The organism is Novosphingobium sp., from assembly GCF_027489515.1.
Lineage (GTDB): Bacteria > Pseudomonadota > Alphaproteobacteria > Sphingomonadales > Sphingomonadaceae > Novosphingobium.
This window is the reverse complement of record NZ_JAIXZS010000074.1, coordinates 25,198-40,528: the sequence shown is the minus strand read 5'-3', so window position 1 is coordinate 40,528 and position 15,331 is coordinate 25,198. Positions and strand designations below refer to the sequence as shown.

The window sequence follows — 15,331 nt, the reverse complement described above, 5'->3', positions numbered from 1 at the left end:
TCGAGATGTTCTACAACCCGGTGCGCAAGCAGGTCAGGAACGGGATGCTGTCTCCCGTCAAGTTCGAACGGCAGCAGATTTTGAAAGCCGAAGGCGTCTAGAAAACTAGGGGCTACTCAAACACCGAACAACACAATTCTGAGCGTTGGATTCCTTTTGGCGGCGGCAGGCTGACTTTGGGACAAACCTGTCATTCCATTCATACGAGTTTAGAGGCAGCTCCAAAGCCGAAACCTGACGCCCCGCGAACCGTCCGTTGGGAGAGAATTGCGATCACAATTCGGTCAATCGGACCGCAAGCGAGGTCTGACATGAGGACTGGCGGATCGGAATCGGACGGCCGCTGTGAGTTTGCGTCGACCCCCGCAACACAGATGCTGGCAAGCAGGGTGGGGATCCAACCTGGGAAACGGCGGTTCGCTCACCTGTGAAATGTAAATGCGAATCATTTGCATTAAAGAATAGTCACTGGCATAGGGAAGGCACCCTCAAGCAACAGACCTGAAAGACTCCATCGATGACAACGCTTGCTTTCGTTCTGCTGGCCGCAGCAGCTGGCGCAACACTCGGAAATGCCGACAATGCTGCACCGGCGACGACTTCGGCCGCAAATGTCGCAAGCGCTGAAGCGGCCAGAGAGGCGCCAGGGCGCGATGCAACGATTGTGGTGACCGGTCAGCGCACCGAAGGTCGAGAGGACTACGGCGTGAAAGAGCAACGCGCCGCCACCCGTCTGCCGCTCAGCCAGCGCGAGACGCCCCAATCGGTCAGCGTGGTCACCCGCTCGCAGATCGAGGACTTCCAGCTTAACGACGTCAACCAGCTGCTCGCCACGGTCCCCGGGGTCAGCGTGCTCTCCGCGGAAACCGACCGCGTATACTATTCGGCGCGCGGCTACGATATCCAGACATTCCAGATCGATGGCGTGGGCATGCCGTTCGCGTTCGGCATCCAGACCGGCTCGCTCGACACCGCGATCTACGACCGCATCGAAGTGGTGCGCGGTGCGCCGGGCCTGCTTTCACCCACTGGCAATCCGTCGGCCGTCGTCAACTTCATCCGCAAGCGACCCTATCGCGATGCACGCGTTGCTGCATCGGCTCAGTATGGTTCCTACGACAATCTGCGGCTCGACGGCGATGTCAGCGTGCCGCTGACCGCTGACGGTTCGGTGCGGACTCGCGCGGTCGGTGCCTACCTTGATACTGACAGCTACCTTGATCGCTACCAACTGCGGCGCTGGACCGGGTATGGCATCATCGAGGCTGATCTTGGTCCCGATACGGTTGCAAGCGCGGGTTATGCCCACCAGAACCACCGCAGTCAGGCGGCCCAATGGGGCGCGGTGCCGCTCTATTACACCGATGGAACGCCCGTCGAATTCGCACGGTCGGACAACACCGGGCCAGCCTGGGCTGGCTGGCAAGTCACCGAACGGCAGGCTTTCGGCGATATCACGCATCACTTCGGCCCGGACTGGACCGCGACGCTCACCATCCTGCGCCGCGCCAACAACGAGAACAACAAGCTGTTCTATGTCTACGGCAATCCCGACCGCGCAACCGGGCTCGGCATTCTCAGCTATCCCGGCGCGTTCCTTGGCAGCACCCGCAACCTCACCATCGACGCGCACGTAACGGGCAAGGTTTTGGCAGGCGGGCGCCAGCACGAAGTTCTTGTCGGCTTTTTGCGCAGTGCCGAGCGCTATATCCAGAACTCGGCCTATGATTTCAGCTCCATCGGCATCTCAGTGCCGCTGGATCAGCTGTTCTCGGGCACTTTCCCGGAACCGGACTTTCCTGCTTTCACCGAAAGCCTGAACATCAACCGGCGGCAGGAAACAGTCTATGGCCTCGCGCGTCTGCACCTTGCCGAACCGCTTCGGCTGATGCTGGGCGGAAACTACACCCGCGCACGCAGTGCGGGCGTATCCTACAGCACCGAGCAGAACTACAATCGCAGCAAGTTCCTGCCGTTCGTGGGGGTCACGCTCGACATTGCCCCGCGCGTGACGGTCTATGCAAGCTTTGCAACCATCTTCAACCCGCAGACCGAATACGATGCGAACAACCGGCTGCTCGATCCCATAGAGGGCAGCAATCTCGAGGCCGGCATCAAGGCAGAACTGGCGCAAGGGCGCCTGCTGGTTACTGCTGCCGTGTTCCGCTCGCAGCAGGACAACACTGCGCAGCCGGCCGGGTTCGATACCATGCGTGGCCGTACGATCTATATCGGCGTGGCTTCGAGGTCGGAGGGCGTAGAACTGGAGCTGGCCGGGTCGCCGGTTCCCGGGCTGCAGATGACCGCCGGCTTCACGGCGATGCGGATCAGGAACGAAGACGGCACACCAGCGCGAACGTTCGTGCCGCGCACGACTGCCAAGCTCAACCTCGCCTATTCCCCGCCATCGCTGCAGGCGCTCAAGCTGGGGGCATCGCTGCAATACAATGGGCGCTTCATGCTGAACAGCGGAGCGCTCTCGTCGACGACTGGCCAGCCGATCATCCTTGCGCAGGATCACTATGTCTTGCTCGATCTGCTGGCGAGCTATGCCCTGACCTCGCATGTCTCACTCAGCGCCAATGTCCGCAACGCAACCAATGCGAAGTATCTGTCGTCGCTCACTTTCGGCCAAAGCTTCTATGCCGCGCCGAGGACGGCGCTCGGCACGCTAACCGTGCGGTTCTGACGCGGTGGCAGGCGAAGCGCTGGTGCTTCCGCTCGCCTGGGCGCTGGCGTCCCTGGCGCCCGGTCTCGTGCGGCTTGGCTGGGGCACGAGCCGCCCCCTCGCGCTTACGGGCTGGGCCATCGGCGCTGGGGCTATCGCCATGCTGGGGGCTCACGCCGGCGCCTGGGGAATTGCCACCGGCCTTGTCGCCGGCATGGGCACCGCGCTGGCCCTCGTCCTGCTCGCCGCCTTGCAAAGCCCGCCAAGGCCTCCTCGGCGGCACCGCCAGAAGCCGGCCCTGCCGGCAGCCCGCAAGGAGATCGCGATTGCCCGCCGCCTTGCGGTCTTCGTGCTGGTCGTCCCCGGCGCACTTTGTGCCGCTATGTGGCTTGCCTTCGCCAGTCAGGCCCTGCTGCGCCGGGGTGCGCCGCCTGGCGCCGACAGCGTTGCCCTCACCCTGTTTCTGACGCCCACGATCTGGGTGCTGCTGATGGTCTGGCAGATGCTGGAGCCCGGCCCGGTCCGGATGCTCCGTCCGATCATGTTCGCGGCGGCTGCCGGTCTTGCGCTGCGGAGCCTTGCATGAACGTCGAAGGACCGCAGAAACCCAGCCTTGCGCAACGGGCACTCGCCGCACACGGCGCGGTCGCCTTGCTGGCATCGGCGCTCCTCTACATCATTGCGCTCAGCGGCACGCTCGTTGTTGTGGCCCCGCATCTGCAGCGATGGGAGCAGCCCGCAGCCCCAGAGCACAAGGCCATTAGCCCGGCAGCTGTCCAGTCCGCTATGGCCGCCGCGCTGGAGCGAAATGCGGGCAGATCGCCAAGCACGCACCTTTATGTGCGCCTGCCTGACGAGGATCTTCCGCGCACTACGATAACGACGGATCACGCTGCCTGGTACGTCGATAGCTCGGGACGACCGGTGGTCCCCGAAGCGAATGCCTGGACCGAGTTCCTCCTTGCGCTGCATATCAACCTGACTTTGCCGGTAACCTGGGGCATGCTCCTTGTTGGCGGCATCGGCGTGGCCCTTGCCGCGGTCACGCTGACCGGCGTACTCGCGCTGCCGAAGATTATCCGCGACGCGTTTCGGCTGCGCGCGCGCCATGATCCGCGGATCGCGCGCGCAGACTGGCACAACCGGCTGGGCACCTGGACCTTGCCCTTTGCCCTGACCATCGCCTTGACCGGCGCGGTGATCGGCCTCGGGTCCGTAAGTGTGGCGCTGCTCGCCCGAAGCGATACAGGCGGCAATATGCTCGCAATCTACAGCCTGATCTTCGGCGACGAACCGCGGGAAAACCTGGCTCTCGCACCGCTCGCCAATACCGCGCGGGCGCTGGCAAGCCTGACCGCACGCTTTCCGGACGTGCGGCCGACGTATGTCATCATCGATCATCCCGGTACACCGGGGCAGTGGATCCAGATCCTCGCCGAACATCCCCACCGCCTGATTTACGGCGAATCCTATCGCTTCAATGCTGCGGGCGACTACGTCGGCAAGGTCGGTCTGTCCGACGGAGAAGCGGGCCGCCAAGCCCTTGCATCAATCTATCGCCTGCACTTCGGCACGTTCGCCGGGCTTCCGGTGGCGCTTGCCTATGTCGCGATGGGCCTTGCGCTGTGCGCCATCACTGCGACCGGAACCACGCTGTGGCTGCGCAAGCGCGAACGCGCGGGTTATAGCGTCACGCGGCTTGCCGCAGGCTGGAAGACCGTGGTCTGGGGTACTCCGCTTGTGCTGGTGTTCGCCCTGTGGGCACGCTGGCTTCTGGGGCCAGATGTGCCGCTGGCCATGCTGTTCTGGTTGACGCTGGCTGCAATGATGGGTGGCACGGTAGCCTTGCCACGCCTCGCCTGCGACCATGTATTGCGGATTGCCCTGGCCACTGCGCTCGGATGCACAGGGGCCGCACATCTTGTGGTTTCAGGCCTGGGCCCCAGCCCACTCCTGATCGTGAATGCAGCTCTTCTGATGACGGCAACGGTTGTCGCGGCGAGCGCGAAACGCGGGGTCGGACAAACCGAGCCGCAGTCCTGTGGTCCAACAGAATAGTAGGCCGCGCGCATTTCGTCCGGGCTGGGCGATCAGCAAGCCTGACTGCAGCCAACCTCGGCCGCCGCTGGTGCTGGAACCTCGCAAGTCGATTGTCGACATAGGCTCACGCGTGATGATGGGACTTTCCAATTGTGCATCGTCGTTGCCGGGACCGTCAGCTAAGGCCGCCCACGGACATTCACCCAACGGCACCGGAATGTCGCATTGTGGTCGGCAGCAACCGATAAGCAGTGTAAACTAGCCGTCAATCTGACATTGATCATGCTAGGTTTTCAAAGGTCTGAATCACCCATTTCTGCGCAAGCTTGATCGCGGGCAGGCCGCGCAAATCGCGATGAACAATCAGCCACGGCTGGCGGCTTGGCAGGCGCGACGGTGGTGGGATTTCGATCAACGTGCCAGTGCGCAGAGCAAAAGGCGCTGGCAGCAGCGCGATTCCCGCACCTGCAAGCGCTGAAGACAGTAACCCTCGCGTGCTGCCTGTTCGCATGAACACAGCGTCTGAAAGACCATAGCGCTTGACCCAGTCGAGCTCGGGAAGGCGGCCGTAACTGTCGTCGTAAACTAGCAACCGTTCCGCCTTCAGGTCGATGGCCACGGGCTCCCGGCCCGCAACGTAATCGGCCGAGGCAAACAGTCCGAGCCGGATGTCTGCGATCCTGCGCGCATAAAGGCTTGCGCCTTCGGGACGCACCATGCGGATCGCGAGATCGGCGTCTCGCCCGGCAAGGCTAACCACATCGCCTTGCGACTGTAGATGAACCGGAAAGTCCGCACCCATCCTCCAAAGTTGATCGAGCGCTGGGGCCAGGACGTCAGAGATCACGAATTCAGTTGCCGAGATACGTATCGGAACCGTCTTGCTTCCTTGTCTGAGGCTCTCTGCCACTCGCTCCACCCGGCGCATCTGCTCGGTGATCGGGGAGGCCGCCTCGGCAATGGCTATGCCTGCGTTCGTCAGCCGCACCCCGTTGGTCCGACGGTCAACCAGCTGCAGGCCGAGCGCCGCCTCCAAAGCCTCGATCCGCCTTGATACGGTCGAAACTGCAACACCCCGTGCCTTGGCAGCCGTGCTGAGTGTCCCCGCGTCCCGGATCGCGATGACGTCTCCGAAGGCGTCCGGATCGAGTGGCACGGCACTGTCCTTTTGCGATAACGGTAGATTGTTTTGCGATATCGCAAAGTGTCACGTGATTGGCAATCGCCTAATCCGTCGCCATTGGAAGCGGGGGAGGCGAGGTTGGCCACGCAGTCGCGGGAGTTTCGCAGCACGCGGACAGCAGGGTTCTGGCTGGCAGCCACGATCGCGGCACTGCAGGGCATCAATGCGGTCCGCACGGTCTTTGACCCGCAAGGCTTTGCCACGTACATGGGCTTGCCCGTCGCAGAGCTGGCCACATTGCGTTGGGTCCAGGTCTATGGGCTCAGAGCCGGTTTCATTGCGGTCTTTACCACGATGCTGCTGGCGCGCAGCGACTTTGCGGCCTTGCGCTGGATGGCATTGGCGGCGCTGCTGATGCCGCTGGGCGACGCATGGCTTGCCGCAAGTGCAGGCGCCGGCGCGGCGACTGTCGGGCGACACCTTGCCATCGCCGTGTTCCTGCTGGTCGCCTCACACTTCCTCTCGAACGCCGTGCGGGCGCAATTGGAGCGACCATGATCGGGCTCCTCACCCGCGTCGGCGCGCTGATCGACACAAGGGGCGGCAAAGCGAGGATGGCCCACTTCCGTGCCGGCTGGGCTGCGGCAGCTACACCGCAAGTCAAATTCCATCGTACCGAGAAGGTGCAATACCGCTATCTCGAAGCAGGCAGTGGTCGCACGATCGTCTTTACCTGCGATCCGCCGATGACGATCGAAGTCTATGGCCCCTTGGTGGCGGCCTTCTCCCTGCATTTCCGGGTGATCGTAGTCGAACTGCCCGCCATGGGTTTTTCCGCAACAACGTCCGATTATGCCTTCGGCTTCCGCGAGACGAATGACGACCTCGCCACTTTCCTGCGGGCCGTCGCGGGCGAGCGGAGCATTCTGGCCTTTTCTTGTGTCGCGAGCCTCGCTGCGCTCGATATCGCAGGCCGTACGCCCGAACTCGCTTCGCATCTTGCCCTTATTCAGGCGGGCGGATCGCAGGCCTTCGCAATCTGGAAGGCAGGGCGCGATCCAAAGGGCATACTGGCGCGGCCGATCGCGGGCCAGCTTGTCATGGCGCGCATGGCGCTCAAGCGCATCCCGCAGTGGTACGGCCTTTCGGTCGGTCGCAAGGAACAGATTCCGCAATTCTGCGACTGCGCTGAGCGCTCCTTCGCAAACGGCGCGATGTGGTCGCTCGCGAGCGCCTACCAGATCTACATGCGCCAGCGAGCCGAGCTACCGCGGCCTGCGCAGCCAATTCTGTCGATCTGGGGCGCTTCCGATGGCTCGCACCCGGCTAGCAACAAACATTCGCTGGCTCGGCTTTATGAAGGCGTGCGGACGGTCACTTTCGACGACCTTGGTCACACCCCTGAGCTTGAAGCACCCGATCTGGTTCTGGCTGCGATCCTCGACTTTGCAGTGATTTCATGATGCCGGAAAGCGATGCTGTCCCGCCCGGCTACGAGCCGCACTTCCGCAAGAGTCCGGTTACTAATCCTTGGGAGCCGCTCTTTTTCCGGCAGGATGGGAGCGCGTTCTGTCTCGCCTTGAGGATTGCCTCGGCCCATTGCAATGCGCGTGGACTGCTTCACGGCGGCGTAATCTCCGCTCTGGCGGACAATGCAATGGGCCTTGCCTGCGTGATGCAGGTGGAGCGATCTTCGGCCCTGACGGTCAGCCTATCAATCGACTTTCTAGCCGTGGGGCGGCTCGGCCAATGGCTGGAAGTGCGGGCAGTGCCAACAAAGCTCGGGCGCACGCTTGCCTTTGCCGATGCACGGATCGAAGCGGACAGAGAGATGATCGCCAAGGCCGCAGCGACTTTCCGCATCATCGAGGTTGCCGCGAAAACCGATTGAAGCAGACGATCCGACTATAGACCTGTCATCGTGACTGACAGGAAGCCTAGCGATCTCCTGTCACGGGGCAAGGTCGATATGCGATCTCAAAAGTAGCATGTCCGCTTCCCAGGAAACCATACGTTCAATGAGATGATGGAATACGACCGAGCTTGGTCGGCTGCTGCCAATGTCTCGTAGGACGCGATTTGGGACAAAGCCGTCCTTCCGTACCGCCATTTCGAATGTCTGCATTTGCCAAAAGCCGACAGCCATCTTGCGTTCGACCGGCATGGCTTCCCGGCAGCAGCCGATCTCCACATGGCTTGTAGCTATTCCGCAGCTTCAAGCTTTCAAGGTCGCTTGCTCAACGAGGGGCTGCTGCGTCCTCCCAACCACCGCCGAGACTGCGAAACAGGAAGACTTGCCGTTGGGCAAGGCGGCGGACCGCGAGTGTGACGAGGAGTTCGGTCTCGTAAGCCGTGCGGTGGGCGTCGAGAGCAACAAGCGGATTTGCATCGCCCAGACGGACCCGCGCTTCGGCTCGGCGCGCGGCGGTCTGTGCGTCCACCAAGGCGGCTGCAAACGACTGGTTGGCGCGACGTTCGGCTTCCACATCAGCCAGCGCTGTTTCCACTTCGCGCAGGGCCCTAAGCCATGCGGCATCATATTGGGCGAGCGCGCCCTGCAGATTGGCCTCGGCGAGCGCAGTGCGGGCCTTGATGCGCGCGGGGTTGATGAACGACCAGCTGATCAATGGCGTAATGAAGGCATCGAACGAGCCGCTAATGAGGCCACCCGATGCGCCGAGCGTTACTCGGGGATACATCTCGGCAGTGGCAACTTTCACCCGCGCACCTGCTGCCGCGAGACGTCGCTCCGCCTCGCGAATGTCTGGCCGCCGGGCGATCAGCCCCGCACCATCGCCAACAGGCAGCGCATGGGCGATGGATGGCGGGCTATCACACTGGAACCGTGCGGCTTCGGAAGGCGGGAGGGCTTCCAGATTGGCTAGGAGATAGCGGGCACGCTGCGCGTCGGCCTCGAAGGCTGGCAGACCAGCTTGCAGCCTGCCCAGCAATTGGTGGGCCTGCGCCAACTCCAACGGGGACACCTCGCCTATCTTCACCTGGCGCGATAAGGTCTCCGCCAGCGCGCGCTGCGTTGCAATCTGGCGGGTCGCAACACGGGAAAGTTCACCGGCCCAGCAGAGATCGAGCCAGGCACCGACGACATCGGCCGCGACCGCCAGACGCACACCGTCGCGAGCTGCCGCTGCCGCCTCGGCATCGGCACTGACGGCGGATGACTGATTGCGCAGGCGGCCGAAGAGATCGGCCTCCCACACTGCTTCCGCGCCCAGTTCGTAGCTCGATTTGGGCACGCCGGTCGTGCTCGGCTGGTTGGCTCCGCGCGTCGTCGGGCTGGCTCCGCTTTCCAGCACCACGTCTGGCGTGCGGGCTGCGCCTGCCAGCCGGGAATTGGCGCGCGCTGCATCAAGGTTTGCGACGGCAACTCGCACGTCGCGGTTGGCGGCAAGCGCTCGGGCAACGTGTTCATTCAGCGCAGCATCGCCGTAGAGTCGCCACCATTCGGCAGGCAAAGGCGCAGAGTTGGCCGCGCCCACAAACGGTGCGGTGGCGGCGGGCGGCGGTGGGGGCGCTGCGTTCGGCGGCGATTTCGCCATGCATCCTGCCAGCATCAGCGTCATGACCAGCGCGCGCTTCATGCGGCCCGCACCTTACCGTAGCGCAGATAGAGCGCAGGCATCCAGATGAGGTTGAGCACGGTCGAACTCACCAGCCCGCCCAGGATCACAAGCGCCATGGGATACTCGATCTCGTGGCCGGGCACGTTGCCGCGCACCACCAGCGGGAGCAGCGCCAGCGCCGCCGTGCCTGCCGTCATCAGGATCGGCACCAGCCGTTCGGCGGCGCCCCGCTGCACCAGCGCAAGGCCGAAGGGCTGATCCTCCTCGCGCTCCAGATGGCGGAAATGGCTGAGCAGCATGATGCCGTTGCGGGCGGAGATACCCAGTACGGTAACGAAGCCAACCAGCGCGCCCATCGACAGCACCCCGCCTCCCAAAGTCGCCGCCGCCACGCCGCCGACCAGCGCGAAGGGCAGGCTGAGCGCAACAAGCGCAACGATCCGCCCCGAACGAAACTCCAGCCAGACGAGAAACAGAATGCCGACGAGGCAAGCAAGCGAGAGCCAGCCCAGCTGCGCCTTCGATTCCTGCAATGTTTTCCACTCGCCGAGAAACTGGGGATAGTATCCGGCGGGCATGGGCATGGCTTTCACCTTGCGCTCCACCGCCTGCGCCACGTTGGCCAGATCGGCGCCGTCCTTGATGTTGAGGGTCACATCGATGCGACGCGAACCTGCCTCGCGCTTGATCTCGCCCGCCGCCGGAGCCACGCCGACGCGTGCAAGGTCGCCCAGGCGCAGCGCCGATCCGGCCTGACCATTTGCCGACGGAGGTCCCGGAACCATCAGCCGCCGGAGCGCGCCAAGATCGCTACGCGCTTCCGGCACGGCCCAGACCGCCACATCGAAGCTCTTCTGATCACGGTAGATTTCGCCGACCCGCGTTCCGCCGATCAGCGTGGCCGCCGTGCGGCGCACATCGCCCGCGGTCACACCGGCGAGCGCCAGCACATCCGGCCTCGGTGCGATCTGGATCTGCGGGATCAGGCTCTGCTGCTCCACTTTCAGGTCCTTGATGCCATCGGTGCCATCGAGCGCGCCGCGCACCCTTTCGGCAAGGCTGCGAAGCTCGGCCAGATCGGGGCCATAGAGCCGCACCACTACAGTCGTACCGGCCCCGGTGAGCACTTCCTTGATGCGTTCGCGCAAATAGGTCAGCACATCGCGCTGAAGGCCTGGATAGCCGGCGATGGCGGTTTCGATCCGCTTTACCGCTGCATCGTGATCGGCCGTTTCATCGAGGCTGATCCATAGTTCGGTGAAGTTGGGGCCGTAGACTTCGTCGCCCTGCTCGGCCCGGCCGATGTGCGAGCCAAAGTTGCGCACGCCGGGGATCGCGGTGAGTTCCTTCGACGCGCGAATGGTGATCCGGTCCATCGCCTCTAGCGAGGTGCCGGGCTTCTCGACGAAGTGCATCAGGAAATCGGTTTCGCGGAAATCGGGCAGGAATTGCTGGCGCAGCAGGCCCATCCCGCCAACCGAGAGCAAGATGCCGCCCGCGACAACGGCGACTGCGATGCCGCTCCGAGGGGCCAAACGTTCGAGCACGCGGGCATAGCGCGCGCGCAGGCCGATGACCCAGCGCGGTTCGGCGCGTTCGGCTACGCCCGGCAGCAGCATGAGGCACATCGCCGGGGTGACTGTCAAAGCCACGAGCAGCGAGGCCGCGATGGCCGCGATATAGGCCATGGCGAGCGGGCGGAAGAAGCTGCCCGAGACGCCGCCGAGGAAGAACACCGGCAGGAACACCAGCATGACAATGGCGCTGGCAAACACCACCGCGCTGCGCACTTCTAGGCTGGCTGCCAGCACCACGGCGAACGGCGAGCGCGGCTGTTCTCTCGATGGTTCTAGCCGCAGCCGCCTCCCGATGTTCTCGACATCGATGATCGCATCGTCGACGATTTCGCCCAGCGCGATCACCAGCCCGGCGATCACCATGGTGTTCATGCCGACCCCGAATGCAGTGAGCGCCAGCACGGCCCCCACCAGCGAAAGCGGGATCGCGGTCATGCTGATCAGCGCAGTGCGCCAATTGCGCGTGAACAGGATGAGCACCGCAGCCACCAGCAGAACGCCGATACCCATCGCCTCACCCAAATTGGCCAAAGCGCGCTCGATGAAGGTTGCAGGGCGGAAGATGCTGCCGTCTACGTTCATGCCCTTGAGGCCGGGTCGCAGTTCGGCCAGCGCCTTGTCGATGCCGCGCGTCACTTCCAGTGTGTTGGCACCCAGCTGCTTTTCCACGATCAGCAGCAGGCCGGGGCGGCCATTGATGATCGCATCGCCGATGGGCTGGGCAAAGCCTTCGGTCACCTGCGCCACATCCCCGATGCGCACCGGCGCGCCGCCAACAGTGCGGATGACGGCGCTCGCCAGATCGCTGCCGGTCTTGATGCCGACCACCTGCCGCACGGCCAGCCGCTGGTTGGGGCTGTCGACGAAACCGCCGCCTGCAATCACCACCGCATCGCCCGCCGCGCGCTGCACATCAGCCACCGTCACCTCGGCAGCCGCAAGCCGCACAGGATCGAACAGAACCTGCAACTGCCGGTCGCGCGCGCCCCACATCGCGACATTGGCGACGCCGGGAACGGCCATGAGGCGCGGGCGGATTATCCAGCGCGCCATTTCGGTCATCGTCATCTGATCGAGTTTGTCGGACCACAGGCCGATCTTCATCGCGCGGCTGGTGGCGGATAGCGGCGCAAGCATGACCGGCGGGCGCACCGCAGCAGGCAGCCGCGGGATGACCGTTGCCAGCCGTTCCTGCACCATCTGGCGGGTGCGCACCGGATCGGCGCCGCGGTCCATCACCAGCACCACCGAAGAGAGACCCAGCACCGACTTTGAGCGAAGCGTAGCCAGGCCCGGCACACCGTTGACCGCCGTTTCAATGGGCACCGTGACCAGCGCCTCCACGTCCTCGGTCGCCAGCCCCGGTGCCTCGGTCTGCACCTCAACAATGGGCGGCGCGAACTCCGGAAAGACATCGAACTTGGCGCTCATGGCGGAGCGCACGCCGATCACAGTCAGTACCGCCGCAATTGCCAGCACCAACGCCCGCTGGCGCAGCGACGATCCGATCAGCGCCGCCAGCATCACTTGGTGCCGAACTCGGTGCCGAACAGTTCCGCAGCCCCGGCGGTCACGACCCGAACGCCAGAAGCGAGGCCGCGCGCCAGCATGGCCCGCCCGCCCACGATGCGGGCAACTTCCACGCGCCGACGTTCAAACTGGCGCGGCGCGGTCTCGACATAGACCCATTCGCCGCCGTTGATGTCGGTCAGGATCGCCGAGGCCGGAACGTCGATAACCGCGGCCCCGGAATCAGTCTGCTCGGGAAGATCAACGAGCACACGTTCGCCCACCCGAAGACCTGCCCGCATGGCCGGAGCGTAGTAGACATCGACGCTGGCCGCCCCCGGTGTGGCCGTGGCCGGCCCGCGCACGGGCCTTGCCATGATGCCGCCAGTGCCGCCCACCGGCCTGACGGAAACGAAGGCCCCGCCGTCAATCCGCGCCAGATCAGCAGCGGGCACTTGCGCGCGCACCCATATTGCCCCGCCAACGGCCATGCCCGCAACGGCTGGACCCAGCGCGCGCCTCTGCCCGGTTGCGCCGGCTAGAGCAGCCTTGGCGGCGGCGACCTGCTGGGTCGCCTCATCGCGTGCGCGGATGCTGCCAGCTTCTGTGTCCACAAGGCCGCTGGCTCGCCGAAGGTTGGCCTCGGCCAGCTTCAGATCGGCACGCGCACGCATTGCGTCTGCATCTGCGCGGGCCTGCTGGCCTGCGAGCGCCGCCAGATCGGTACCGGCGGCCACAGGCAGGCCTCCGCCACGCGGCGCGGCAACGATCTCGCCGGGCACAGTGCGGGCAAACGCATTTGCTTGGGCACCGCCCACCACGTAAGTTTCCAAGTCAAGCCGACGCACCGCGTCCGCGGCCAGCGTCAGGCGCATGAGTTCGGTTTCATGCCCGATCGCGTCCACTTTGGCAGGCGGCTGTGGTTTGTCCGCAGGGGCGGCCCCGCACGCCGATAAGCCGCAGGCAAGGATGAACGTAGACAGCGAAGCGTGTGGACGAAGTGGCATCTGCACCGCCTAGCAAACGAGGCTGACATGACACTGACGTGCTGGGCGCATTGCCCATCAGCTGGTATCGCTGCGGCCATGCACATCCTGCTGATCGAAGATGAAACGGATCTGCGCGTGATGGCCGCAGAGGGCTTGCGGCGACGCGGCTTCATCGTCGATTCGGCCGGTTCGCTGGCTGCTGCGCGCGATTGTCTGGGCGTGGTCCGCCTCGATGCAGCCATTGTTGATCGCCGCCTGCCCGATGGCGAGGGCCTTTCTCTGCTCCCGGAACTGGCACGGCACGGTGTGCCATCCTTGGTCGCCACGGCCTATGGCGATGTCGAGGACCGCATTGCCGGCCTTGATGCCGGCGCTGATGACTACATCGTGAAACCCTATGATCTCGATGAATTGGCCGCGCGGCTGCGCGCACTGCTGCGCCGCCCCGGTCAGCGCGTGCCCCCGGTTCTGACTCACGGTCTGTTGCGGTTGGACCCAGCCAGCAGGCAGGCCTGGCTCGGTGATGTACCACTCGATCTTGGACGACGCGAGTTCGCCCTCCTCCAGCTCCTGATGGAATCCGCGCCCAATGTCGCCGTGCGCGATATGGTGCAGGACCGGCTCTACACGCTTGATGAAGCGGTGAGCCCAAATGCGCTGGAGGCTATCGTCTCACGGCTGCGTCGGCGGCTTGCTCCGGGTGGCTGTGGGATCGAAAGCCGGCGCGGCATTGGTTGGCGTCTGGTGCTGGGGACGAGGGCATGATGGCCTCGCTCAGGAGCCGCATCGGTCTCTCTATCGCGGCCATTATCTTCGTGGCGGCCGTGGCCACACTCTGTTTCGTTGCCCTTGAGTTGAAAGAACTTGAGCAGGGCGGAAACGTCGATCCAGCCCATGTCGAATATGCCGAGCTGCTGCTGGTGCTTCTACCGTTTGCGGTGATCGCGCCGCTGGTAGGCATGCTGGTGGCCGGCTGGAGCCTCAAGCCGCTCTCCACCGTCGTCGCCGCATTGCAAGCCATCGGGCCTGACCAACCGGACACGAGACTTTGCGAGGAAGGACTGCCGAAGGAAATCCAGCCCTTCGTAGCCGCCACAAACCACGCGCTTGATCGCCTCGCCGGTGCCTATCTGAACGAGCGGCGGTTGGCGGCCGACGCAGCGCATGCGCTTCGCACCCCACTGGCGCTTGCGAAGCTTCGGATAGACCAGTGGCAAGACGGTGCCAGCATCGATGTGGCGGGTCTGGCAACGGATCTGGACCGTATGCAACGGTCCATTGCTCAGGTGCTCGCCATGGCACAGCTGGATACACCCGGCCAGCCTCACGATTGCAGGCCGCTTGTCGATGCGTCCCGTCTGGCCCGGCAGATTGCCGCCGAGTTTCTGCCACTTGCAGACAAGATGGGACGCGCAATCATCGTTGATGCCGAGATCACGGCTCCGGTGAATGTGCCTGACCTCGATGAGGCTTTGCGCAATCTCGTCAGCAATGCGTTGCACCATGGGCAGGGAACCGTTTCTTTGTCGGTGTCTGCGACTTGCGAGGAGTTTGTCATCATCGTGCACGATGAAGGGGCCGGTGTCCCGGAAGTCGAGCGCATCCACATGCTTGGCCGCTTCGCCAAGGGAGAGCACTCGCCGGGCTCAGGCCTTGGGCTTGCCATTGCTTCAGCAGTGATGGAACGGGCTGGCGGGCGGCTCACTTGGCCGATGCCTTCAACATTGCAGTTGCATATGGCAGGATGCTAGCTCGCCGCTAACGGCGATGGCTAGCGCGAGTGATTACAGCCTGAGACGCTTTGCAATCAGACTGCTACAGCGCGCTCGATAGTCGGCTTCGGT

Annotated in this window: 12 protein-coding genes; 8 read left to right on the top strand and 4 right to left on the bottom strand. The window is 64.1% G+C overall.

The features are described from left to right. The first annotated feature begins 517 nt into the window (after positions 1-517). Genes Q0082_RS13560 through Q0082_RS13550 form a run of 3 tightly spaced genes read left to right on the top strand, consistent with a single transcriptional unit; the run spans position 518 to position 4,726 of the window. Positions 518-2,689, top strand: coding sequence for a TonB-dependent siderophore receptor (locus Q0082_RS13560; protein ID WP_298193516.1), 2,172 nt, complete (start codon positions 518-520; stop codon positions 2,687-2,689). A 4-nt stretch (positions 2,690-2,693) separates the two neighbouring features. Continuing rightward, on the top strand, positions 2,694-3,254 hold the full coding sequence (locus Q0082_RS13555; RefSeq protein ID WP_298193515.1) for a hypothetical protein: 561 nt from the start codon (positions 2,694-2,696) through the stop codon (positions 3,252-3,254). After that, the gene (locus Q0082_RS13550) at positions 3,251-4,726 is read left to right on the top strand and encodes a PepSY-associated TM helix domain-containing protein (RefSeq protein WP_298193513.1); all 1,476 of its coding nucleotides are present in this window, start codon (positions 3,251-3,253) and stop codon (positions 4,724-4,726) included. The genes Q0082_RS13555 and Q0082_RS13550 overlap by 4 nt, the downstream gene beginning before the upstream one ends. A 262-nt stretch (positions 4,727-4,988) precedes the next feature. Here Q0082_RS13550 and Q0082_RS13545 read toward each other — a convergent pair whose 3' ends face one another. After that, entirely contained in the window at positions 4,989-5,864 is an 876-nt protein-coding gene (locus tag Q0082_RS13545; RefSeq protein ID WP_298193512.1) for a LysR family transcriptional regulator, read from the bottom strand. A gap of 105 nt (positions 5,865-5,969) precedes the next feature. Between Q0082_RS13545 and Q0082_RS13540 the strand changes: the two genes are divergently transcribed. From Q0082_RS13540 to Q0082_RS13530, 3 genes are read left to right on the top strand one after another with little or no spacing between them, the layout of a single operon-like run. Next, positions 5,970-6,389 (top strand): DUF4267 domain-containing protein, encoded by a 420-nt coding sequence (locus Q0082_RS13540; RefSeq protein ID WP_298193509.1) that lies wholly within the window; start codon positions 5,970-5,972, stop codon positions 6,387-6,389. Then, complete coding sequence (locus Q0082_RS13535; RefSeq protein ID WP_298193507.1) at positions 6,386-7,294, top strand: alpha/beta hydrolase; 909 nt, start codon at positions 6,386-6,388, stop codon at positions 7,292-7,294. Before Q0082_RS13540 ends, Q0082_RS13535 begins: the two co-directional genes overlap by 4 nt. Continuing rightward, positions 7,291-7,722, top strand: coding sequence for a PaaI family thioesterase (locus Q0082_RS13530; RefSeq protein ID WP_298193504.1), 432 nt, complete (start codon positions 7,291-7,293; stop codon positions 7,720-7,722). The genes Q0082_RS13535 and Q0082_RS13530 overlap by 4 nt, the downstream gene beginning before the upstream one ends. 346 nt (positions 7,723-8,068) lie before the next feature. Here the strand turns inward: Q0082_RS13530 and Q0082_RS13525 are convergent, their stop codons facing one another. From Q0082_RS13525 to Q0082_RS13515, 3 genes are read right to left on the bottom strand one after another with little or no spacing between them, the layout of a single operon-like run. Then, positions 8,069-9,430 carry a TolC family protein gene (locus Q0082_RS13525; protein WP_298193503.1) on the bottom strand — a complete coding sequence of 454 codons (1,362 nt, stop codon included), beginning with the start codon at positions 9,428-9,430 and terminating at the stop codon, positions 8,069-8,071. Continuing rightward, complete coding sequence (locus Q0082_RS13520) at positions 9,427-12,513, bottom strand: efflux RND transporter permease subunit (RefSeq protein WP_298193500.1); 3,087 nt, start codon at positions 12,511-12,513, stop codon at positions 9,427-9,429. Before Q0082_RS13520 ends, Q0082_RS13525 begins: the two co-directional genes overlap by 4 nt. Continuing rightward, positions 12,513-13,373, bottom strand: a complete 861-nt coding sequence (locus tag Q0082_RS13515; protein WP_298193498.1) for an efflux RND transporter periplasmic adaptor subunit — start codon at positions 13,371-13,373, stop codon at positions 12,513-12,515. Before Q0082_RS13515 ends, Q0082_RS13520 begins: the two co-directional genes overlap by 1 nt. A 159-nt stretch (positions 13,374-13,532) precedes the next feature. Between Q0082_RS13515 and Q0082_RS13510 the strand changes: the two genes are divergently transcribed. Then, complete coding sequence (locus Q0082_RS13510; RefSeq protein ID WP_298193496.1) at positions 13,533-14,252, top strand: response regulator transcription factor; 720 nt, start codon at positions 13,533-13,535, stop codon at positions 14,250-14,252. Further along, positions 14,249-15,238: a HAMP domain-containing sensor histidine kinase gene (locus Q0082_RS13505; protein ID WP_298193493.1), complete on the top strand. Its 990-nt coding sequence runs from the start codon at positions 14,249-14,251 to the stop codon at positions 15,236-15,238. The genes Q0082_RS13510 and Q0082_RS13505 overlap by 4 nt, the downstream gene beginning before the upstream one ends. Positions 15,239-15,331 lie beyond the last annotated feature (93 nt).